Source organism: Gardnerella sp. KA01002 (assembly GCF_049244015.1).
Classification (GTDB): Bacteria; Actinomycetota; Actinomycetes; order Actinomycetales; family Bifidobacteriaceae; genus Bifidobacterium; species Bifidobacterium vaginale.
In genome coordinates, this window is the sequence record NZ_CP058365.1 from 166,928 (window position 1) to 189,775 (window position 22,848).

The following is a 22,848-nucleotide window of genomic DNA, read 5'->3' on the forward strand; positions in this document are numbered from 1 at the left end:
ACGAAAATGGTTCGTAATAGTATAAAGAAATTATCTCGCGCTTTATTGGTGGGCGTGTGCTTGTGTGGCATGATGATGGGAACTCCCACGGCTTTTGCTGACAATGGCAGTGACGCAACTGTTGTAAGCGGAAAGAAATCTTCTAAAGATTTTGACGCAATAAAGCAAGCCAATTTTAAAGCGTGTGCAACTGCTCGCTTAGATAAAACTGCTTCACAACCTGCGGCTGATAGTAAAGTTGCAATGTGCCATGCGTATAAAGGGCATGCTGACGTTTTTGCAACTTTCTTTGATACTACAAGCAGGCGCATGGTATTAGGAACCTTGGGAGATGCGTTTGAAAGTGAAGATCATAATGGCACTCGTTACGATACGAATCGACTTATTTTTGAAGTCGGCTCTAAAAATATCATGCAGTTTTCCAAAGATGAGAACGATCCGATAATAAAAGAAATCTACGCAACAACTCGCGAAGGTGTAGTCTGGTTCTTTGATCAATCTGGAGCTGGAAATACTGGTGCATTATGGCCTGGTTTAGACACTAGACCGTTATATAAGGGAGCTGGTTCTACTTCAGTTAATCCAACGGTCAAACTGTCATTAACTGGTATCGAAGCACCTCACAATGGCGAAGTTTTTATGTACACTCGCAGCGGTGACGATTATGAGAAAATGCTCGGCTCTGCTGAAAACTGGCCGAAAGATGTTGACGTCACTGAGACTGGTGGCAAGCATTTGCACATGTATTGGTCTTTTAACCGTCCTGGTGTGTACAAGTTAAAAATGAAGGCTACTACTACCGTTGGTGACGAGGAGCAAAGTTCTGAGCAAATCTATACATTCCACGTCACTAATCATGATGTAACAGTTGGGGATTTTGCTGATTATGATGGCGCATCTTTTGATGGTGATGAAGATGGTGAAGATGACGAAGAAGATTCAGATGATAATGACGATTCTCAAAGTGAGGATCACAGCATTAATGTGCAACAAAGTAACGGATCTTTCTTCATTAACGGTAATAACAACACTGTGTATGTGACTCCATGGCCTGGAGCAAAAATGCAACAACAAGGACTTCTTGGAAGTAATAAAGGACTTGCTGGAAATAATAACGGTGGTCTTATTAATGGGGAACATAACGCGAAAAGCGGAAAGCAAGATTCTCAAAGTCAGCAATCTGCTGCGCTAAAGTTCAAAGACATCAAGGGTGACAAGCTTGTTATAGACCACGGTCACGTTGATATTGCTGTATATACTGGCGATTCAAATAAAGTCGATATGGCTGTGCAAGAAGATGTGACAGGAAGCCACGTCTTTAGAGACCCAGACACAGTTGTATTCGCAGTTGGTGATGCTGGTAAAACTAACGGCGTGTATCGTATACCGCAAACACAAATTGATGGTGTGCCATGGATGGGCTGGAATAATCAGTCTATGAATCCGCATAAGCCAACTCAATTGAGCTTAACAGGAGTTGAAGGTCCTGGAAACGTACGTGTTTGGATGTTTGGCGGCTTGGGCGGTGGAGATCAAGAGATTTTCTCCACTCAAGGAGCAACAGATTATACTATACCTGCAAATACGCATGCTCATGCGAATTGGGATTTCGACAAACCGGGATATTACACATTGCAATTCCAAGCTTCTGACGGAAATTCTACAGTAACTCGCAATATTCATGTTGCTGTTGGTGTTGATCCACAAGAAACGCCAATGGGGTATGCTGACGGCGGCGGAAGCAATGAAAAAGAGGATACACAAGGCAAAAAAGTTGGTCCTTCTGCACCTCATAATCCAGTAAAACCTACTAGTTTGCCTCGTTCTGGCGGTAATAATGGCAGTGGTGGAATCGGTGCCGTTGGTGGCGGAAATTCTTTTGTTGGAGGTCGTGGGTTTGGGTCAAACAATTCACGTTCTGGAAAACAATTGCCAAGAAAAGCTAAAAAGCATAAAGGTCTTGTTTCAAAAATTAGTAACAAGAGGCTTGCTAAAAGTTTGTACCGACAAAAATTGAATGATAATGACGATATTGTGAAATCTGAAGCAAAGGGTGTAAAAGGATTATTCAATCGGAATCCTTCACTTGCCTATTCGCTTATTATTGGCGGAATTATTGCTGTGCTTGGCGTTTTTGGTGCCGGAATTTGGTTCCTCTACAAGCGCGGGCTTATTAACTTCAATTGGTTGTTGCGCTATTAGTAGTAGGAGTGTGTAAGGGTGATTCATAAGCCCAGAAAAGTAAAGCAAACTTTGTTTTCTTCGATTAGTGCAATTGCAGTCGTCGCGCTTATTTTGCCGCTTTCTTCTTGTGGTAGTGCTAATGGGAATCGTGCAGGACATCGTAATGGTCGCATTAACGTTGTAACAACAACGGGCGTTTTGCGAGATATGGTTGCGAATGTTGCAGGAGACGCAGCAAATGTGAGTGCGATTGTGCCAGACAACGCGGATCCGCATTCGTACGAGCCGCGTTTGCGCTCAATTAGAGACGTTGTGTACGCGGATGTTGCTTTTAGTAACTACATGATGCTTGAGGAGCACGGCGTAATTACAGCTTTGGACGCTAATTTGCGAAAAGGTGTGCCAAATGTGCAACTTGCGGAAGAAAGTGTTAAGCACGCTGCAGATATTATTCCGATGGTAGAAGACGTGTCTTTAGACACGATTTGGCTAGGTCTTGCTACAGAACGCATGGCTGCGCAACCGAGCGAGGAAGCGCATAGCGTGCAAGGCAGTGCAAATGCAAATCCGCAAAAGCGTGCGGAAGAATCGCCTTCGGCGGCGGCTGGTGAGTTAGCTTCTCTAAACAATCTCAATAAAACAAAAACAAATTCAAAACAAGCCAGCCAACTAGAAAAGTCAGGTCAATCTTTGCAATCAAATGCGCCTTCAACTGCAACAAAAGAAGGTCGCGCAACTGTAATAAAGCCGAACGCATACAACATGAAGCGCTCCGACAGAATACGCTTAACGGCAACGAAAGTAAGCGGACCAGGCGCGCTATTTGCATACTTGACTGGCACTTTTGGAAGCGTAGAAACATACTTTAACAGCGCAAACGGCATAAGCGCAGAAGACCACGTAGACTTGCCAGCAGACGCGCACACGCATTTAAGCTGGGCGTTTAGCAAGCCAGGCGAATACACGCTTGACTTGCACGCCGACATGCTAAACGCGCAAAACGAGGTAGTTTCTAGCCTTGGAAACGCTAAAATGCGATTTGCTGTAGGCATAAATGCGCAAAAAATAGCCAAAAAGCGTGGAGCTAGCGTAGTGCTGAACAAAGGTCATGCAGATTTAGCTTACGACTTAGCAAAACGTGGATTTGTGTACCGCGTAGATACTTTGCAAGAAAAACGCTCCGCTGCGCCAAAACGTGTGTATTATGCGCCGCGCGATGTTGTTGTAGAAGTGCCAACTAACGCGCTAAAAGAGATACCAGCCGAACAAGGATACAGGTTTTTGGGAGCTGCAAGGCAGAAGATTTATCAGCTGCCGCAAGCAGTTTTAGGAAAGCACGTTCACGGAGATATTGACCCGCATTTGTGGCAATCCGTAAAAAATGGCATAGCATACGTGCGCACAATCGCAGATCGCCTTTGCGAAGTGGACCCTAAAAATGCTCGTAAATATCGCGAAAATGCGGATCGATACATTAACAAGTTGTTAGACGTAGATGCGTATATGCGCAAAAAAGTGGCGTCAATACCAAAAGAGAAGCGCAATTTAGTTACAACGCACGACGCTTTTGCGTACTTAGGTAAAACTTACGGCGTGAATATTGCAGGATTTGTAACGATTAATCCTTCGAGCGAGCCGAGCGTGCAAGATAGGCGTAGATTGCAGCAGATTTTGCGCGATTTAGAGATTCCAGCTGTGTTTTTGGAGCCAAATTTAATATCGCGTTCGTCTGTGCTTAAAGAGCTTGCGGCGCAAGCGCACGTAAAAGTTTGCCCGATTTATGGAGATGCTTTCGATTCTAAAGTGCGAACTTACGCGGATATGATGCGAGCGAACGCGGATTCTTTAGCAAAGTGCTTGAAGTGAGATTGAAGTTGAATTTATGAAGATTAATAAGGGAAATATGGACGCGAATATGGACGAAAATACTGTTATAAGCGCGCAAAACTTAATCGTAAGTTACGGCAGTCGCACGATTGTAAAAGACGTTTCGTTTACGATTAAAAGCGGCGAATTTGTGGGACTTCTTGGTGCAAATGGAGCTGGAAAAACAACGCTTTTCCGCGCGATTATGGGGCTAATACCGCATACTGGAAAACTCGAAGTGCACGCTAATAAAAGCGGTGAATCTTTGATTAATTCGCGAGTAAACAACGTTGGATACGTGCCACAACGCCACGATATTGCGTGGGATTTCCCACTTTCTGTACTAGACGTGGTAATGATGGGCCGCATTCGTCACATTGGCTACGTTCGTCGCGCAAAAAAAGAGGACTACGAGATAGCGCTAGCTTCTCTTGAGCGCACAGGAATGGCGGATTTTAGGGATCGCACAATCGGCGAGCTTTCGGGCGGGCAAAGGCAGCGCGTACTCGTTGCGCGCGCTCTTGCAGGGCAGCCGCGTTTGCTTCTTTTAGATGAGCCATTTACAGGCTTAGACATGCCTACTCAAGAGCTGCTCACGAGTCTTTTTTTGGATTTAGCAAAGTCGGGAGAAGCTATTTTGATGAGCTCGCACGACATAATCGGATCTATAAACTCGTGTTCTAGAATCATGCTTTTCGACGGAAGCATAGTGGGCGACGGCGCTCCAGAATCGTTAAACGCAAATCAATGGGTGCAAACATTCCATGTGGATGCGCAAAATCCACTAATCAAAGCTGTAGAGCGCTTTATGGCGCATGAAAGTGTGGTAGAAAAATAATGCTATCTCCAATCGACTTTATACAAGACCTTACAAACCCAGACCTTTGGTTCTTACTCAAAGCGCTTATAGTAGCGTGCCTTTCTAGCGTAATATGCGGAGTTGTAGGATGCTACGTAGTGCTACGCGGAATGGCGTTTATTGGAGACGCAGTAGCGCACTCCGTTTTTCCAGGACTCGCAATCGCATTTGTGTTGCAAGGAAACTTGCTGTTTGGCGGCGCGCTCGCAGGAGTTGCAACCGCGCTAATCGTATCAATCTTTAGCCAAAATCGTAGACTTCGCGAAGACTCGTTTATCGGCGTATTTTTTGTGTCTGCATTTGCGCTGGGAATCGTAGTAATCTCAAAGGCTTCGGGCTATGCAGGATCCTTGGAATCGTTCCTATTTGGCTCCATTACAGGAATACCAGACTCCGACATTGCTGTAGTAGCAATAACAGGGCTAATAATCGTAACGCTTCTAATGATGTTCCACAAAGAGCTAGTATGCGTTTCAATGGATCGAGAAACAAGCCGCGCAATGGGTTTGCCAGTAGCATGGTTGGATGGAATGCTATACGTTTTAGTTGCGATTGCTGTAGTAGTATCTGTGCAAATAATCGGAAACGTGCTTGTCTTAGCGCTTTTGATTACTCCTGCGGCGACTGCGCGATTGCTTACCGACAGACTTGGGAAAATGATGATTTTGGCGCCTGCTATTGGGTGCGCTTCTTCGATTCTTGGAATGTACTTGTCTTGGAGTTTAGACACTGCTACTGGCGGCACAATCGTTTTGGTTGCGACTTTTATGTTTGTTCTAGCGTGGGTGTGCTCGCCTAAACATGGGTTGTTGGCGAGGATTGTGCCGAAACTGCGATCAGTTGTTTCGTAAAATTGCGGTTTATAGTTTGCGGCACAATAGACGTATGGTATCTAAAGGAAAACCTTCGCCTAGAAGCGCAGTTAAGCCGCTCAGTGATGAGCAAGTAGAACGCTTAGCGCGAGCACACAAGTTAGTTGATCCTACTTATTACTACCCAACTGGCGCGCGGACGCCAAATACGGCAGAAATCAACGCGCAAAATCCAAAGGCAACTGAGCGTCTCCTTGAAGGAACGTCTCGCGTGCTTAGATCTCGTTGCAAAGTGCGCGCATGGGGATTAGAGAATGTGCCAGAAGAAGACGTGTTTATAACCGCTTGCACGCACGTTACAATGTTCGACGTTTTCGTGCCAATGACGTCTCTATTCCACCAAGGCCGACGTCCGCGATACATGGCAAAAGCAGAGCTTGCGCATTGGCCAATCTTAGGAAAATGGTTCCAGCTTGTTGGCATGCAACCAGTTCCACGCAGAAGCGGAAAAGCACGTGAAATCGAAGAAGAATCGATTAAAATCCTAACAAACGGTAGGCCGCTTAGCGTATGGCCAGAAGGAACAGTTACGCGCGACCCTCAAAAATGGCCTATGAGCATGAAGCCAGGAATCGGAGTTATTGCGCTCGAAGCATCGCGCAGGCTGGGGCATCAAATTCCGCTATTTTGCGCTGTTACATGGGGTGCTGCAAGCATCAATCATTGGTGGCCGTGGCCAAAGAAGAACGTTGTAATGTGCTACGATGCGCGTCTTGATTATTCGGATCTTCTAAAAGATATGGAAAATTGGGGTGATTTGCCGCCTATGGAGTCTGCTGCCGAATTGGCTCGTCGCGTACGCGTACGCATGACGGAAATTATGGAAGAGATCCGCGGAGAAAAAGCACCAGAAGGATACTTTGACTATAGACTTATGAAGAGAGTCAAAGAATAGTGACTGTAAATTTGCGGTTCACTAAGCCGTAAAACTTTTGTGAATCATCCGTAAAGCGGGCTGTGTAGAATTATGCAATAGTTTGATTAAAAGTATGCAAACATAAAATCGTAAATACTTAAATCACAAAAGTATATAGATTAAAACCGAAAGGCTAGGCGTAAACATGAACGTTACGGTGTTGGGTGCTGGAGCTTGGGGTACGGCGTTTGGGCAAGTGCTTGCAGACGCGGGAAATCAAGTGACAATGTGGGCAATAGAGCCGCAAATTGTGGAAGGCATTCGAGATAATCACCGCAACGAAGTGAGGCTGCCAAGCGTAGAGCGTTTGCCAGAAAACATGACTGCTACTGGGGATCGCGAAGAAGCTGTAGCAAACGCAGACATTGTAGTAGTTGCGATTGCAGCACAATTTGCGCGCGTTGCACTTGAAGAATTTGCTGGCAAAATTCCGCAACATGCGATTGTTGTTTCGCTTATGAAGGGCATTGAGCGCACGACAGGCAAGCGTATGGACGAAGTTGTGTGCGAAGCTTTAAGCTTACCGCGCAACCGTTTTGCAGCATTATCGGGGCCAAACTTAAGCAAAGAAGTGGCATTAAGGCAGCATGCGGCAGCGGTTGTGGCGTGCGAGAATCGTACAAATGCCGAAGTGGTGGCAAAAGCTTGCTCAAACAGCTACTTTAAGGCGTTTGTATCAACCGACGTAATCGGCGTAGAAATGTGCGGATCGCTTAAAAACGTGGTTGCGCTCGCAGTTGGCATGGCTCGAGGCGCAGGATATGGAGAAAATACAGCAGCTATGATTGAAACGCGTGGACTTGCAGAGTTGACGGCATTGGGCGTTGCAGAAGGCGCAGATTCGCGCACATTCGCAGGACTTGCAGGCTTTGGTGATTTAGTTGCAACTTGCGGGTCTCCGCTAAGCCGCAACTACACTTTTGGATCAAATCTTGGGAAAGGCATGAGCGTTGAAGAAGCAACTGCCGTAAGCAATGGTGTGGCTGAAGGCGTTCCAACTACTAGCGCGGTTGTTTCAATGGGTAAGCGTTTGGGAGTTGCTACTCCGCTTGCAAGTGCGATGGCTCGTGTGCTAGAAGAAGGAATATCGTGCCAAGAGATGCTTGCAATGCTTTTCGATAACGATGTTTGCGAAGAGTAGTGAAATTCCTTATAAGCCGTGCGCGTAGATAATTCAAAATAATTAAAATGATTAAGATAATTAAAATAATTTTCAAAGGAAAAAAATGACTAAAAAGCGTGTAGTGTTCTTGTATGGCGGTAAAGCAGACGAACATTCGATTTCTTGCATATCGGCTGCTGGAGTACTCAGTGCTGTAGACGAAAGTCGATTTGAAATCGTACGTATTGCAATCACAAAGCAAGGCGAGTGGATTGTTGGCGGCGAAGATCCGCGAAACTTTCGCATGGAGCAAGGCGAGTTGCCAGTAATCACAAAAACCGAGCAGACGCGCGATGTTGTGCTAGACCCAGCTAAAGGTGCCGACGGATTTTTGGTGCGAGAGGCAGATGGCACGCTTACAAGTTTGGGTCATATTGACGCTGTTTTTCCGGTTCTTCACGGCCCAAACGGTGAAGACGGAACCTTGCAAGGTTTGCTAGAAATGATGCAAGTTCCATACGTTGGTTGCGGAGTTTTGGCATCCGCCGCGTGCATGGATAAGTATTACGCTAAGCAACTTTTTAAGGCGGCTGGAATTGATGTTGCTCCAGGAATCGCGCTGGATGTGCGAAAGTTCGCTAATGATTGCGCAAATCACTTTGACGCGTACGCAAACGAAATTCTTGAGCAAGTTGAAGAAGCAAAACTCGAGTATCCACTTTTTGTAAAACCAAGCCGAGCAGGATCTAGTTTTGGAGTTACAAAAGTTGAATCGCGCGATGCTAAAGCTTTAGCAGATGCTGTTTTTGAGGCTTCAAAGCACGATTGGCGAGTATTGATAGAGCAAGGAATTGACGCGCGAGAAATTGAGTGCGCGGTTCTTGCCGCTCGCGACGGCGAAGAGCCTAAAGCGAGCTGGCCTGGAGAAGTTGTGCTTGACAAGCGCGAGGCTGGAGAAGACCAGTTCTACGATTTTGACAGCAAATACATGGATTCCGCAGCTTCACACGTGGAAGTGCCAGCAAATCTGCCAGAAGAAACTTTGCAGCGCGTTCGCAATACTGCGCTCGCAGCGTTCAAAGCAGCGGACGGTCGAGGACTTAGTCGCGTGGATTCTTTCGTTACTCCAGAAGGACATGTAATGATTAACGAGATCAACACAATGCCTGGATTTACGCCAATTTCCATGTATCCAAAAGCTTGGGAAGCAACAGGAATAAGCTACGGTGATTTAATCACAAAACTTATTGAAGGCGTGATTTTAGACTGAGACAAACTTCAAAAAATCATGGTTTTTGAGGATTAGTCGCCAGCAACCGAAGAATTTGTGCAAATTTGCGCAAATATCAAATCTTAAAGTCTGTATAAAATCAGGTTTAAGAGAAAACTTAAAACACAAACGAAGAGGTAAAAATGCGAAAAACTCAGCATAACGACATGTACCATTTAGCGCGAAAACGTCAAGGAGATGTTGGTGTATCGCTGTGCTTATTCCTATTTGTTTGGATTCTTGCAACTATTTTAATAGGTGAACTTATAGGCTTGTTCATTCCAAAAGGTGTTCTAAGTCCTTCATTAAGCTCCTTCGTTTCGTCAGACATTGCGCAATACTTAATCGCGTTGCCGATAGCGATGCTTGTTTTAAGACGAGTGCCAGCGGTAGAAACACGCAAATTCACAATGACATTCAGACAGTTTGCTGGATTTTTCGCAGTGAGCGTACCGATAATGTATGCAGGAAACTACCTAGGTTTGGCGATTTCTGCGCTTATATCTGGCGGAAAAGCTGAAAACAGGATTGTAGATATAGTGGCAGGCGGAAACGTATGGGAAACCATGATTTTCGTTGTTTTCCTTGCTCCAGTTGTGGAGGAATGGCTGTTTAGAAAGCAGATTATAGACAGGCTGCGAGTGTATGGCGAAAAGCGCGCGATTGTGTTCTCGGCTCTGGCGTTTGCGTTGTTCCATATGAACATGTTCCAGTTCTTCTACGCTTTTGGGCTGGGACTTGTGTTCGGCTACATGTATGCGCGCACATCGCAGCTTAGATACAGCGTTGCTTTGCACATGATTGTGAACTTCCAAGGAAGCGTTATAGCGATGTGGATTTCCGACAATATGATGGATTCAAACGGGAACTTAATTAAAGTTGAGAATCTTACAACGCAAGAAATCGCGGATTTGGCTCCTGGATTCATGTTTATAGGTCTTTACGCGATGTTCATGATTGTTATGTTTGTGTTCGGAATTGTGCTGTTGGCAAGGAGTAAAAAATATCTCGAATTCTACGATTCGCCGCTTGAAATTCGCGGAAGTGCTGGAATAAAGGCGCTTTACGGAACAGTCGGCATTATGGGTTTCCTTGTGGTTTCAGTGCTTATGAATATGATAATGCTTTTTGTGTGAGCGAGAACGCGTTTAGTGTGATTTCGGATTACGGGATTATTTGGGATTGATTAGTGTATTGGAGGCGATTTTATGGTTACGGTAAATGCAGAAAATGCAGAAAATAGTGATGGATTGGTTGCTGGCGACTTTTCTGCTGAGCCAATCCGCGTGGGTCTTTTAGGAGCCGGAACAGTAGGATCGCAAACAGCGCGTCTAATAGTCGAAGAAAACTCTGAACTATCGGCGAGAATCGGCGCCCCGCTAGAGCTTGCAGGAGTAGCATGCTTGCATCCAGAAGATGTGGACGCTCCATGGATTGCCAAAAATCTTCTAAGCGCAGACGCTCTAGCATTATGTGAACGCGAAGATATAGACATAATCGTTGAGCTAATTGGCGGTTTGGAACCAGCGCACACATTTGTAAAAACCGCTATAGAATGCGGAAAGTCGGTTGTAACAGCAAACAAAGCATTACTTGCAAAGTTTGGTCCAGAACTCTACGATTGCGCGCAAAAAAACGGAGTGGATTTAAGCTTCGAGGCGTCTGTTGCAGGCGCAATCCCAATTTTGCGTCCGCTTAGAGAGTCGCTTGTAGGAGACAAAATCACGCAAATTTTCGGAATCGTAAACGGAACTACAAACTATATTCTTGACGAGATGACGGTTCGCGGTCTTGATTTTGATTCGGCTTTACGCGCGGCTCAAGAAAAGGGGTACGCGGAGGCGGATCCTACAGGAGACGTTGAAGGATTTGATGCAGCAAACAAGGCTGCTATTCTTGCAACACTTGCATTCCAAATGCCAATAAGCATTGATGACGTTAGTGTTGAAGGAATTAGCGCGATTACGGCTGAAGACATTGCTGCGGCAAGTGCAGAAGATCGCGTGATCAAGCTGCTTGCAGCGGTTTCTTGCGATTCGAATGGATTGGTGAGCGCAAGCGTTTACCCAGCGTTGGTTAGCAAAGAGCATCCGCTGGCCTCCGTTCATGGCAGCTTTAACGCCGTTTTTGTTAAAGCGCAAGCGGCGGATGATCTTATGTTCTACGGCCGCGGCGCTGGTGGTGCGCCAACAGCAAGCGCGGTTGTTGGAGATATTGTTGGAGCTGCTAGAAACATAGCGCGCGGTTGCAGCGATGCCAGCGTGCCAATGTATAACGCAAAATCTTTGGCTTCCACGCGCTCGATTCGTGCGGATTTTGTTGTGCGATGCAGCATGGAGGATACTTCACTTGCTCTTTGCAGCGAAGTGATGGATGTGTTTGATGCGCATGGAGTTAACGCGGAACGATTGCCTATGCTTTGCCAAACTCAATATGAGGGCGAGGGCGATTGCCCAGCTTGCGGAATCGGCGGTCCTGACGCTTTGCGTGTGCTTGTAAAAGATTGTACAGAGGCGGATTTGCGCGCAATTCTTGCTGATTTGCAAAAAGTGGATGTTGTGTGTGCAAAGCCTCTTGCTTTGCGAATTATTGAGTAATTGAGTAATCGCGTAATTGAGTAATTATTGAGTAATTAAGTAATTAAGTAGGCTGCTCGAACGGAAAAGGTGCGAAATGAAACCAGTATGCGACAGTGTGTCAGTTTGCGTGCCAGCAACCAGCGCAAATCTTGGGTCGGGATTTGACGTTGCAGGAATTGCGCTTGATTATGCGGATTCGCTAGTTTTTACGCTTAATGATACGCTTGACGATTCACAAGATGTTCGCGTGATTATTCATGGCGAAGGCGAAGATACGTTGCCAAAAGACGAGACGCATCTTGTTGTTCGCGCGTTTCGCAAAGCGTGCGAAGCGTTTGGCTTGCCGCGTTTGCGATTTACTCTAGAAGCGCATAATCGCATTCCTCAAGCGCGCGGAATGGGGTCTTCCGCCAGTGCGATTGTTTCGGGCGTAGCTGCAGCTTGGGCTTTTGCGCATAATGGAAATCTTAATAAGCAGGCGATTTTTGAGCTTGCATCTTCGATTGAAGGTCACCCAGATAATGTTGCTCCAGCGGTTTTTGGCGGATTGACAACCAGTTGGAAGAATGGCGATGAGTTCCACACTGTTCGATACGGCGTTTCTAAGCAAATTCGTGCAACGATTTTTGTGCCAAACTTTACTCTTTCAACTCAAATGGCTCGCCAAGCGCTTCCAGAAAAAGTGCCATATGTAGATGCCGTATTTAACGTTTCGCGCGCTTGCTTATTGCCGATTGCGTTTGGTGATTTTGGTGATTTTGGTGATTCTCGCGATTCTGCCAACTCTTGCGATTCTTGCGTAAAATCCACTCTTTCTAGAAACGATTTGCTTTTTACAGCTACTCAAGACGCTATTCACCAGCCATACCGAGCAAGTCTTATGCAACCAACTTGGGATTTAGTAAAAGCTTTGCGAGACAAGGGGTTTGCGGCTGCAATCTCGGGAGCTGGATCTTGCGCGGCGGTGTTCTATGAGGAAAAGTCGCCAGCAACCGTAGATGAAAATAACGCTACTAATATAAGCGAAAAAATAGAAAAAATTGCAGAACCGCTTTTAAGCGGCTGCGATTGGAAAGTTTTGCACGTGCATGTTGATTCTATTGGTGTTGCAATAACTCGCGAATAAACTGTGCGAAGTTGTAAAAAGGAAGAGTAAGGTATGACAGTTTCATTGATTTTGGCTTCTCAGTCTCCTGCAAGAAGAGCGGTGTTGGCTGCTGCAGGCGTGATTCCTGTGATTCACGTGAGCGAGGTAGATGAGCCAGCGGAGTTGCGTAATGCTGCAAATGCGCAAGGTGTTAGCGTGGAGCAGATGAGCGCCGAGGAGCGCGTTTCGATTTTGGCGCAAGCAAAAGCTCAAGCTGTGTACAATGCGTGGAAACTTGTGGCAGATACGGCTGCTTCAGCTAGTGGCGATTTGGTTGTGGGGTATCCTCTGGAGGCTGAGGTGGATGCAGCTGAGGCTGAATCTTCTAAATCTGAGTCTTTTGAAACTGCTAGTAGCGCTTTGGCAAACGATTCGCAATCGCATATAACGCATAACGTAGATACTGCACAGACTCGCGATTTTTCTGGCGTAAAAGTACCTACCAAGACTTTTGATATTCACGATTTTGCGCACGTGAATAAGTCTTCCGCTGATTCCAATAGTGTGCTTATTGTTGGCTGCGACTCCATGTTTTTGCTAGACGGCGAATGCTACGGCAAGCCGCATACTCCTGAAGTGGCATTTGAGCGGATTAAGCGAATGAGCGGAAAAACTGGAGAATTGTTTACTGGCCATTGCTTAATCGACACGAAAAGTGGCAAAACAGTGTGCAAAGTGAGCCGCGCAAGCGTGACTTTTGCGCATATGAGCGATGAGGAGATCCGCGCATACGTAGAAACTGGCGAGCCATTGGAAGTGGCAGGATCCTTTACGCTAGAAGGCTTTGGTGGGGCATTTATTGAGGGAATTCAGGGCGATCCGCATGGAGTTCTTGGGATTAGCTTGCCGCTGCTAAGGCAGATGGTTTGCGATCTTGGGTACGCTTGGCAAGATTTGTGGAATAGCCGCAAGTTAGAGGGAGAGGCGATTAAGGACGATCCTGCTTCCGCGCAAGTGCCTAAAGAAAACGTGCACCAGCCTGGAGACGGATGGGTTATGTGCGATTGTGGGCGCAAGCATTGGGGCCATAATGGCGCGGCTGGCGTGTTGCTCGCTAGGCGAGACGATGCCACTGGGCGCGTGACTCACGTTGTTATGCAACATCGCGCGCTTTGGAGCGCGGAAGGCGGCACGTGGGGGATTCCTGGTGGCGCAATATCTGATGGTGAAACTGCGATTGAGGGCGCGTTGCGCGAGTCGTTTGAAGAAGCGAACATAACGTCTCAAGACATTGATGTTGTTGGAGCGTATTGCGAAAATCACGGGAATTGGCGTTATACAACGGTTTTTGCGTTTGAAAAGCCGGGGCATAGTGTGAATCCGTGCGCGCACGACGACGAGAGTATGGAAATCAAGTGGGTACCGATTGACGATGTGCCGAAGCTAAAGCTGCTTACGGCAATGCGCACGGATTGGCCGTCTTTCCGCGCGCGCCTTGATTCGCTAGCAGCGCAAAGGTAGCTGTGCAAAGAGATCTGCAAGCTGGAAGTAGACTTCCAGCTTGCATACTTTTAGTTAGAATCTTGTTTTTAGAATTAACTCTTTATTTTGTTTTCCGCTTTTTGTTGTTCAACACGCCGTTTTGAGCAACATTTTCGGTAAATCCTCTTGCTTTGTAGAATTATATTTATGCGCTGATGCATACTAGTTTTCTGCTAGTTTTCTGCTAGTTTTCTGCTAGTTGTTAGATGTTGTTAGAAGTTTATGGCTTTGCGAGATTTTGTAGTTTTGTTTGTGATTCATTGTGGGTTTGTGCTAAGCGCATAAAAATAAAGCAAACTAAGCAAGTAAATAAAATAATTACGTAAAAAACTTGCGCAAAAACTAGGGGAATATTATGTCTAATATGTCGAAAATTAAAAAAGAAACTATTGAAGCAAAAGGCTTTACAATACAGGTTTATACGGAAGATTTTAGGAATGATTACGTTAGTTTAACCGATATTGCGAGATATAAAAACAAAGAAGAGCCTAATGTGGTTGTTGCAAACTGGATGAGAAATTACAGTACAATAGAGTATTTAGGCATATGGGAGAGACTAAACAATCCGAATTTTAAACCCGTCGAATTCGAGGGGTTTTTGAAAGAAGCTGGTAGCAATGCTTTTACACTATCTCCTAAAAAATGGTCAGAAATCACGAATGCAATAGGTTTACTTGTAAAATCCGGTAGAGGTGGTGGAACTTACGCTCATAAAGATATAGCATTTAAGTTTGCAGCTTGGATTTCAGCAGAATTTGAACTATATATTATCAAAGATTATCAAAGACTTAAATCTGATGAGAACTCAAGGCTTTCACTGAATTGGAATTTGAACCGTGAGATTTCGAAGATTAATTACAAGATTCATACGGATGCTATTAAAGAATATTTGTTGAAGGATTTGACTCCTGAGCAGTTGATGTATAAGTATGCAAATGAAGCAGATTTGTTAAATGTTGCACTGTTTAATAAGACTGCTAAACAATGGAGAGATGCAAATCCTAAGTCAAAAGGCAACATTCGAGACGAGGCGAGTATTAATGAACTTCTGGTATTGGCGAATATGGAAAGCTATAACGCTGTTTTGATTTCTAAGGGTTTGCCACAGGCAGATCGAATGGTGGAACTTAGAAATTTGGCGCGAACGCAGATTTTATCTCTTGAGAATTTGAATAATTCTGGAATAAAGAGTTTGGATTCCGTGCTAAAAAATTGAGTTTAATCACTTTTTAATTCTGCGCTTAATACTGATATTTACCTCGTTTTCGTGCGCTCCGACCTGCCTTTTCGCTTAGAGCGTAGCGCGAAAAGGCAATTCGTAGCGCTGAGCTTGCTTAAAGTTGAAAGCACGGTGTGCTTTCAACGCAAGCGAAGACGTTCGCGCGCTTGGACTGCGCGAACGACATTTGCGCTTTTTGTAGTTTGACACGCCATGAATCAGCTACAAACTCGGGAAAACTTTCCGCATTTTGTTGTTGATTTTGTGGTTTTAAGCAACATTCTCGGGAAAATGATTTTGCGTTTGTTTCCAAAATCACCAAATACGTAAACAATCTCGGGAAAGTGTTCTTGCTTTCGTTTCTTTTTGCCCGTGTTTGTAGTCAGATTTGCTTAAAAGGGAACAAATGCGGGAATCTAGTTGTGTGCGATTGTATTGTAGTGTTGCATTTCGTGTGGTGTTGGTGTGGCGCTGGTGTGGTGTTGGTGGGGTGTCGGCGTGTTGCGTGTGTGGGTTGTGTGGAATGTTGATTTTTCAATGGTTTTATAGTGTTAGTGTTCTTGCTTGAGTAGTTTCCTGAGAAAAGTCTGGGAAAATTCTTTAAAAACCTTGAAACAATGTGTTTTTACGGTTTTATTAGTGTTAATCCACAAATATTATGGTGAAAATAGTTTTTATTGTGGATTAGTTTGTGTGTAACATTATTTTTTTCTGTTTGTTTTGTGTGGTTGCCTCTTGACTTTTTTAAACGGGGGGGGGGTATGTTAATAACAGCTGCTAGCTAGATGCTCTAGATGGTGGTTATCCACAATGTTTTGAATGTTGTTGGATGTTTAAGATTTTTCTTCGTGTACCTGCACGGAGGAGAAGAAGAAAGGAAATTAAAATGATGAATAAGAAGGCTATCGCTGCTTTCGCTGCTGGCGCTACTTTGCTTGCCGGCTTCGCAATGGCAACCCCAGCAATGGCTGAGTCTCTAATACCAATGTATAACCAGAATAATGGTTTTGCTGAGGTTTCTGATGGTACTGATGCTTCTGTTCTTAAGGCTACTATCGAGCAGGATAAGCAGGAAATCAAAGCTGCTGAGGACTGGAATGATAAGGTGAGCTCTGCTTACGCTAATGCTAACACTAATACAGCAACAGTTACTGTTGATGGTGTTGTTCCTGCAGATTCAAGCCAAGCAACTCATGTTCTTGTTCTTGGCAATGATGGTAAGTTGAGCGTAGTAGTTGAGGCAAACGCAGTTACCCAGGCTCAAGTTGATGCTCTTATGGCTGCTGCTAATAAGGCTGAGGCTGCTGTTGATGCTGCTAAGAAGAAGCTTGCTGATGATGAAGCTGCTTTAGCTAAGCTTGAGAGCAAGAAAGTAACTCCTAAGAAGGATGACAAGAAGGACGATACTACCACTCCTGATCAGAAGATCAAGGATCTTGGTAAGTTGAACTTGTCTGATGCTGCTAAGAAGAAGCTTGCTGTTCATTACGTGTATAAGGCTAAGCTTGCTTTGGATGAGGCTGATAATAATCTTGCTGAGAAGAAGGCTGATTATGCTGCTAAGAGGAAGACTCTTGTTGAGACTATGACTGAGCTTGCTGCTCGTAAGGCCGCTGCTGAGAAGGCTAACCAGGATTTGACTGATTTCTTGGCTTCTGGTGAGAATAATTCTGCTAAGGAAACTGCTCTTCGTGATGCTTTGAACCGTGCTCATGCTCATGAGCAGCGTGCTTTTGACGCTGAGCAGAAGGCTGAAGCTGAGTTTAATGCTGCTCGTGATGCTGCTTTCGCTGCTGTTGCTGCTTATAACAAGGCTTTGGCTGAGTATAAGGATGCTTATAATGATGCGGTTCGTTTGGGTGTGAATCCTGCTGCTCTTCCTCCTGTTGTGACTTCTGATCCTTTGGCTGCTGATTTCCCAGCTGTTCCTGGTACGAAGCAGATTTATGCTGATGCTTTGAATGGTAAGTTTGGTCCTGCTGCTCAGGCTTCTGCTAAGAAGACTGAGGTTGCTAAGGCTCAGGCTGCTGCTGGTAAGGCTGCTGCTAAGGGTGAGCTTGCTGCTAAGGGTGCTAAGGGTCATGGTAAGGCTGGCGAGAAGCTTGGTAATGCTGGTGTTGGTGTTGCTTTGACTGCTTCTATGCTTGCTGGTATGGGTGCTGCTGTTCGCAAGATGCGTCACTAAGCATTATTTACCACCTTATTTAAGGTTTGCGCTCAACGACTGGTGTGGTGTTTTGTAGGGAAGCATCACACTGGTTTATTCCCAATTCTCTTTGGTTTTATTGTTTTAACATTGGTTTGCTATTGTTTTTCTTTTCTTCCCAGTGTTGATTCGTTTAGCTTGTTGGGTTTTGGGTGTTGAGTGTTGTTGCTTTCGGTTTTGTTTGCTACTAGGGGCTTTCAAAACCGGAAGCATTTTTTGTGTTTGTTTATTTTTGCCAGTGTTTGTAGTTATATTTGCTTAAATAGGGAACAAATGCGGGAGGATTAGTCACCCTAAAACTGCTGCGATTAACGCAATACAAATCGGACTCGTAACCGTAGAAAACAGGATTCCATCGCGCGCAAAACTCAAGCCAACATTGTATCTTGCAGCGTAATTGTACACGTTTTGGCCAGTCGGAAGAGCCGCCAGCACAACACACGCGTAAAGAGTGGCACCTCGGAAACCCATAACAAAATAAGCCAATAAAAACGCAATAATTGGCATAATCAAGTTTTTCAGAATAGCAACAGTCGCAATAGCAGCACGATTAGAATCTTTTTGTAACGGCTTGCTGCCGTAAAGTGACATTCCAAAAGCCATTAAAATCATAGGAACCGCTGAATCGCCAATCATTTTAATCGGGTCATAAAGAAAATTCGGAACAGGAAAATAGCCAATTTTTGCGGAAATTGCCGAAATAATAATTCCTCCAAGTGAACCAATTAAAAGTGGTTGTTTAAGCGGCTGTTGAGCAATGCGTTTAAGCGAGCACTTTCCAGTAGTTGTAACATCTAAAACCGTTAGTCCAACAGGCGTAAAAACAGCTTGCTGCATAACTAAAATTGGGGCAACAAGTGCAGGGTTTCCAAGAATATAAGTTGCAACAGGCAAGCCAATGTTGTTTGAGTTTAAGTAAAGCGAGTTAAGCGCGCCAATTGTGCAATCCGCAGCAGGAAGGTGGAAAAACAGGCGATTAAGCAGAATAAATGCAACGCCAACAATCATTGCGGAGAAAAACGCAACAAAAATTGACGAGTGGAAAATCTCAAAAATTGGCTCTTTTGCAAGGATTGCAAACATTAAACAAGGACTAGATACGAAGAAACTCACGCGATTAAGCACCATTTGTGCTTGCGATCCGCCGATGCGAAGACGCGCGGTTACGTACCCTGCGGCAATGACGATGCCAATTACGCAAAAGCCTTGCATAGCACTGATTAAACCCATGAAAACGATTTTAGCGCTGATTTTTGGATTGTGGGTAATGCGCAATCGACTTTTATTGGCGTATGTTACTTTTATTGGCGCATGTTATTTGACGTTGCAATATGGCATACTAGAAAACGGTGGCGCTGCAAGCCGCCAGAGCATTCGACGGCGTCGATCCCCTCACGTGATTTTCACGCATGATTTTGGGCGAGGCTGGTGTCCGCTGTCGTGCAGCTAGACTTTATTGATAGCCTTAGGGGTGGCTCGCATAAGCGTGTGCATTCTTCAGGCTAAGAGCGCGAAACTATTGCAGAGTTTCGCTAGGAGCATAGTGCCCAGAGTAACACGAGAAGGCTTCACCGTGCCCGAAGCCAATAATGATAAAAATGAAGATAAAAATCTTTCATTCGTAGCAGCAAATTCAAGCGCGAACGAATCTACTAACGCAGCTGACGATCAAAGATCAGCAGCTGCTTCAACTGTTACATCACCCGTTACAGCAGGTGTTGTCAATGTGGTTTCAGGTTCGCAAGACGCAGCGTCAAGCACAAGACGCAGGCGTGCTGGAAGACGCGTTGTAAGAGTTGCAGGAGCAGCTGGCGAATCGATGAAACTACACGTACAAGGCGGAAACGATTACGATACACGCTCTGAGGAAACTGAATCTGAAAGTGTTGTTGAGCACCAAACTCCTGTAAGGCCGATAACATCGCTACTTTTTCAGGAGCCTGTTTTACCTCATCGTTTGCCTGAAAACAATAGTCGTATGCGCGATTTAGATTACGACGATGATGCAAATGAAAGCGATAGAGAAAACAGTCGAGATGATTTAGACAAAGACAATAGTCGCAGTTCACGAAAGTTGCGTAAAACGCGTTCTGGCAGGAATGACAGGAAGAATCGCAATGAAGACGAGGATTTAAGTAGAGTACGTAGTCGCAAAAATCGCAATAATCGTAACAATTTTGACGATAACTATGATTCTGAATCTGACGATGATACACGTGTTATTCGTGTGCGTTCCAGAGTAAATCGTGCAGATCGTACAGATCGATCTAATCGTGCAAATTCTGAAGATTTAAACGAAATTGATAATAGAAGCGATAGCAGAATAAGTAGAAATAGTAGAGATTATCTGGATAAGGATAGCTTGGATAAGTCTAATTTTGATAAAGCTAACCTTGACAAAGATAATGGTGACAAATATAGCGATAATAACAATAATGGTCGTAAGAATCGTGATAATCAGGATAATTACGATGATCAAAATCATAGAAAGTCACGCAAGAATCGCAGACTAAACGCTGCCGAAAGACGCGCCGCCGCAGAAGTCGAGCAAATAGAAGAAGACCTTGAATACGACGACATAGTTTATTCTCCAATCGATGATGTAATTGACGAAAGAATTGAAAATAGTGTTGAGTCAGATAATGATGTAGATTCTGAATCAACCCGCAAGTATGCAAAAACTTCTGATTTAGAAAATAATGATGATGAAGACGGAGAAATGATAACCCGTCGTCGCCGTCGTCGCAGACCGTCTCGCGCAGATAAGGAAGATAGGACAGATAGGGCAGATAAGTCTGATAGATCAAGCCGTAGAACAACATCCGACCTATCTTCGGATGATTCTTCATACGCTGACGATTATGACATAAACGAAATAGAAGTTTCTCGAGAAGACCGCGATTTAATTCCAGATCCAGACGAGTTGCGATCTCAAGATGACGAGGAAGTGTACACTCGTCGTCGCCGTCGTCGCAGGTCGAAATCTTCTGACGATTCGTCTCAAAGTTCCTCAAGTTCGCAAAGCTCGCAAAATTCACAAAGCACACAATCGCGTTTTGTGTCAATAGACTCCGATTCGTCTAGTCGAAGATCTAGAAAACAGCAGTATATTGATGAGATTACGGATATTGAAGGTTCTACGCGACTTGAAGCCAAAAAGCAGCGTCGTCGTGACAATCGCAGGGAGCGTAATCGCCAAAACTTGCTTATGGAGCAAGACTTTTTGGCAAGGCGTGAAAACGTTGACCGACTTATGGTTGTGCGTGAACGCGATCGTCACACGCAAATTTCTGTAATCGAAGACAATATTCTTGTAGAACACTATGTTTCTGATATTCAAGAAGTTGCAACAGTAGGAAATATTTACCTTGGTCGTGTACAAAATGTGCTGCCAAGCATGGAGGCTGCATTCGTAGACATTGGTCAGGCTAGAAACGGCGTGCTTTACGCTGGCGAAGTCAACTGGGATACAACCCGATTAGAAGGACAGCCGCGAAGAATGGAGCTTGCGTTTAAGGCAGGAGACCCTGTTTTAGTGCAGGTTACTAAAGACCCTATAGGTCATAAGGGTGCGCGACTAACATCTCAAGTAACGCTTGCTGGTAGGTTCCTTGTGCTTGTTCCGTCTGGAGCTATGACGGGCGTAAGTCGCAAGTTATCCGACCGTGAACGCAGCCGACTTCGCGCAATCGTAAGCAAAATCGCGCCTAAAGACATGGGAATAATCATTAGAACCGCCGCAGATGGTGCTAGTGAAGATGCGATTGAAAAAGACCTTGAATCGCTTGTAAAACAGTGGGAACGAATCGAAACGAAGCGAGAAGAGTTCTTGCATGGCAAGCGTCCAAAGCTTTTGCAAGGCGAGCCAGATGTGGCTATTCGTGTTGTTCGAGACATATTTAACGATGACTTCCAAAAGATGATTGTGGAAGGCAAGGGCGCGTATGACCGCATTTGTGAATACTTGGAGATGATGGCTCCTGATTTGCGCAGCAAGATTGAGTATTGGGATCCTGCTGAGCATGAAGGCAAAGACGTGTTCGACAAGTGGCAAATCGACAGCCAGCTTAGAAAGGGCATGGAGCGCCAGGTTTATCTTCCTGCAGGCGGTTCGATTGTTATTGACCGAACGGAGGCAATGACAACGATTGACGTAAATACGGGTCGTTTTATTGGTCGCGGTAAGTCTTTGGAAGAGACTGTGACTCGCTGCAATTTGGAAGCTTCCGAGGAGATTGCGCGTCAGCTGCGACTTCGCGATATTGGCGGCATGGTTATGATTGATTACGTTGACATGGTTATGCCAGCGAACCGCGATCTTGTTTTGCGCCGTCTTGTTGAGTGTCTTGCGCGCGACCGCACAAAGCATCAGGTTGCAGAGGTTACATCTCTTGGCCTTGTCCAAATGACTCGTAAGCGCGTTGGGCAGGGTTTGGTCGAGGCGTTTTCGGAGGAGTGCCCGACTTGCAAGGGTCGTGGGTTTATTCTTCACGATGAGCCGACTGTGTCTTCGGAGTATGCGGATCCTTACGCGCTTAAGGGCGGTGATCCGTTTATTAAAACCAATAAGCATGGTCATGGAAGTATTGCGGACCCTATGCCTGTGGTTAAGCAGGAGTCCAGTGCGGATGTTCGCGCCAAATTAGCGCGTATTGCTGCCGCTGCAGCGTCGTCGGCTTTCTTGGAGGAGTCTTTGCGTAAAAGTGACGAAAAAGACGGTAACGATAATAAAGACGATAACAATAATGATGTGAATGCTGTAGCTGCAGATTACGTTGCTAATAATGGCGATGCAGGTGATAGTGTCGTTGATGGTGTTGATGGTGTTGACAGTGTTGACAGTGTTGACAGTGTTGATGAATCTTCGGTTGCTGGCGACTTTTCTGCAGTAGATGCGAGTAATGAATCTGCAGAAAGCAGTGAAGAATCGCAAGTAGTCGGGAAAATTGAGGAATCTGAGGATTCGCAAGAATCTCAAGAATCCACAGAAAGCTCTCAAGAATCTAGTGAAAACTAAAAAATAGACGCAAAGTATACGGCTCGAGTACAATAATGTCTATTGCTTATTTCGACTTTATGAATTAAGACTTGACGTTAGTACAGGGGTCGGTGTAATTTTGATAGTCGGTGTCTTGCCGCAGGTTCA

Annotated in this window: 15 protein-coding genes; 14 read left to right on the forward strand and 1 reads right to left on the reverse strand. The window is 45.1% G+C overall.

Features of this window, described 5'->3' with window-relative positions; all coding sequences use genetic code 11:
- Positions 1 to 6: 6 nt before the first annotated feature.
- The 13 genes from HXT60_RS00600 to HXT60_RS00660 all read left to right on the forward strand — a co-directional run bounded on the left by HXT60_RS00600 (position 7) and on the right by HXT60_RS00660 (position 17,681).
- Complete coding sequence (locus tag HXT60_RS00600) at positions 7 to 2,202, forward strand: choice-of-anchor M domain-containing protein (RefSeq protein WP_004115984.1); 2,196 nt, start codon at positions 7 to 9, stop codon at positions 2,200 to 2,202.
- 51 nt (positions 2,203 to 2,253) lie between these two features.
- Positions 2,254 to 4,050, forward strand: a complete 1,797-nt coding sequence (locus HXT60_RS00605) for an anchored repeat ABC transporter, substrate-binding protein (protein WP_217431485.1) — start codon at positions 2,254 to 2,256, stop codon at positions 4,048 to 4,050.
- A 16-nt stretch (positions 4,051 to 4,066) separates the two neighbouring features.
- Entirely contained in the window at positions 4,067 to 4,888 is an 822-nt protein-coding gene (locus HXT60_RS00610) for an anchored repeat-type ABC transporter ATP-binding subunit (protein WP_421791149.1), read from the forward strand.
- Complete coding sequence (locus tag HXT60_RS00615; protein WP_075038813.1) at positions 4,888 to 5,760, forward strand: anchored repeat-type ABC transporter permease subunit; 873 nt, start codon at positions 4,888 to 4,890, stop codon at positions 5,758 to 5,760. Before HXT60_RS00610 ends, HXT60_RS00615 begins: the two co-directional genes overlap by 1 nt.
- Positions 5,761 to 5,794: 34 nt before the next feature.
- On the forward strand, positions 5,795 to 6,676 hold the full coding sequence (locus tag HXT60_RS00620; RefSeq protein WP_004113711.1) for a lysophospholipid acyltransferase family protein: 882 nt from the start codon (positions 5,795 to 5,797) through the stop codon (positions 6,674 to 6,676).
- A 166-nt stretch (positions 6,677 to 6,842) separates the two neighbouring features.
- Positions 6,843 to 7,838 (forward strand): NAD(P)H-dependent glycerol-3-phosphate dehydrogenase, encoded by a 996-nt coding sequence (locus HXT60_RS00625; protein ID WP_248911919.1) that lies wholly within the window; start codon positions 6,843 to 6,845, stop codon positions 7,836 to 7,838.
- Between the two features lie 85 nt (positions 7,839 to 7,923).
- Positions 7,924 to 9,069 carry a D-alanine--D-alanine ligase family protein gene (locus HXT60_RS00630; RefSeq protein WP_004113708.1) on the forward strand — a complete coding sequence of 382 codons (1,146 nt, stop codon included), beginning with the start codon at positions 7,924 to 7,926 and terminating at the stop codon, positions 9,067 to 9,069.
- 143 nt (positions 9,070 to 9,212) lie between these two features.
- On the forward strand, positions 9,213 to 10,205 hold the full coding sequence (locus tag HXT60_RS00635; protein WP_421786073.1) for a CPBP family intramembrane glutamic endopeptidase: 993 nt from the start codon (positions 9,213 to 9,215) through the stop codon (positions 10,203 to 10,205).
- Between the two features lie 72 nt (positions 10,206 to 10,277).
- The gene (locus HXT60_RS00640) at positions 10,278 to 11,666 is read left to right on the forward strand and encodes a homoserine dehydrogenase (RefSeq protein ID WP_421791152.1); all 1,389 of its coding nucleotides are present in this window, start codon (positions 10,278 to 10,280) and stop codon (positions 11,664 to 11,666) included.
- Positions 11,667 to 11,742: 76 nt separating this feature from the next.
- Positions 11,743 to 12,774 (forward strand): homoserine kinase, encoded by a 1,032-nt coding sequence (thrB, locus tag HXT60_RS00645; protein WP_101890060.1) that lies wholly within the window; start codon positions 11,743 to 11,745, stop codon positions 12,772 to 12,774.
- 33 nt (positions 12,775 to 12,807) lie between these two features.
- Entirely contained in the window at positions 12,808 to 14,256 is a 1,449-nt protein-coding gene (locus HXT60_RS00650) for a Maf family nucleotide pyrophosphatase (protein ID WP_421791154.1), read from the forward strand.
- Between the two features lie 376 nt (positions 14,257 to 14,632).
- A complete protein-coding gene (locus HXT60_RS00655; RefSeq protein ID WP_014554791.1) occupies positions 14,633 to 15,493 on the forward strand; it encodes a KilA-N domain-containing protein in 861 nt (286 codons plus the stop codon).
- An 889-nt stretch (positions 15,494 to 16,382) separates the two neighbouring features.
- Positions 16,383 to 17,681: a hypothetical protein gene (locus HXT60_RS00660; RefSeq protein ID WP_421791157.1), complete on the forward strand. Its 1,299-nt coding sequence runs from the start codon at positions 16,383 to 16,385 to the stop codon at positions 17,679 to 17,681.
- Positions 17,682 to 17,990: 309 nt separating this feature from the next.
- Here the strand turns inward: HXT60_RS00660 and HXT60_RS00665 are convergent, their stop codons facing one another.
- Complete coding sequence (locus HXT60_RS00665; RefSeq protein WP_009993877.1) at positions 17,991 to 18,932, reverse strand: AEC family transporter; 942 nt, start codon at positions 18,930 to 18,932, stop codon at positions 17,991 to 17,993.
- A 343-nt stretch (positions 18,933 to 19,275) separates the two neighbouring features.
- Between HXT60_RS00665 and HXT60_RS00670 the strand changes: the two genes are divergently transcribed.
- Positions 19,276 to 22,719 (forward strand): Rne/Rng family ribonuclease, encoded by a 3,444-nt coding sequence (locus tag HXT60_RS00670; protein WP_421791399.1) that lies wholly within the window; start codon positions 19,276 to 19,278, stop codon positions 22,717 to 22,719.
- Positions 22,720 to 22,848: the final 129 nt, after the last annotated feature.

Bases quoted from the DNA above. Each gene is read 5' to 3' on its own strand.
- HXT60_RS00610 (WP_421791149.1), top strand. From the start codon at position 4,067: ATGAAGATTAATAAGGGAAATATGGACGCGAATATGGACGAAAATACT.
- HXT60_RS00640 (WP_421791152.1), top strand. From the start codon at position 10,278: ATGGTTACGGTAAATGCAGAAAATGCAGAAAATAGTGATGGATTGGTT.
- HXT60_RS00620 (WP_004113711.1), top strand. From the start codon at position 5,795: ATGGTATCTAAAGGAAAACCTTCGCCTAGAAGCGCAGTTAAGCCGCTC.
- HXT60_RS00665 (WP_009993877.1), bottom strand. From the start codon at position 18,932: ATGGGTTTAATCAGTGCTATGCAAGGCTTTTGCGTAATTGGCATCGTC.
- HXT60_RS00630 (WP_004113708.1), top strand. From the start codon at position 7,924: ATGACTAAAAAGCGTGTAGTGTTCTTGTATGGCGGTAAAGCAGACGAA.
- HXT60_RS00660 (WP_421791157.1), top strand. From the start codon at position 16,383: ATGATGAATAAGAAGGCTATCGCTGCTTTCGCTGCTGGCGCTACTTTG.
- HXT60_RS00625 (WP_248911919.1), top strand. From the start codon at position 6,843: ATGAACGTTACGGTGTTGGGTGCTGGAGCTTGGGGTACGGCGTTTGGG.
- HXT60_RS00615 (WP_075038813.1), top strand. From the start codon at position 4,888: ATGCTATCTCCAATCGACTTTATACAAGACCTTACAAACCCAGACCTT.
- HXT60_RS00655 (WP_014554791.1), top strand. From the start codon at position 14,633: ATGTCTAATATGTCGAAAATTAAAAAAGAAACTATTGAAGCAAAAGGC.
- thrB (WP_101890060.1), top strand. From the start codon at position 11,743: ATGAAACCAGTATGCGACAGTGTGTCAGTTTGCGTGCCAGCAACCAGC.
- HXT60_RS00635 (WP_421786073.1), top strand. From the start codon at position 9,213: ATGCGAAAAACTCAGCATAACGACATGTACCATTTAGCGCGAAAACGT.
- HXT60_RS00600 (WP_004115984.1), top strand. From the start codon at position 7: ATGGTTCGTAATAGTATAAAGAAATTATCTCGCGCTTTATTGGTGGGC.
- HXT60_RS00650 (WP_421791154.1), top strand. From the start codon at position 12,808: ATGACAGTTTCATTGATTTTGGCTTCTCAGTCTCCTGCAAGAAGAGCG.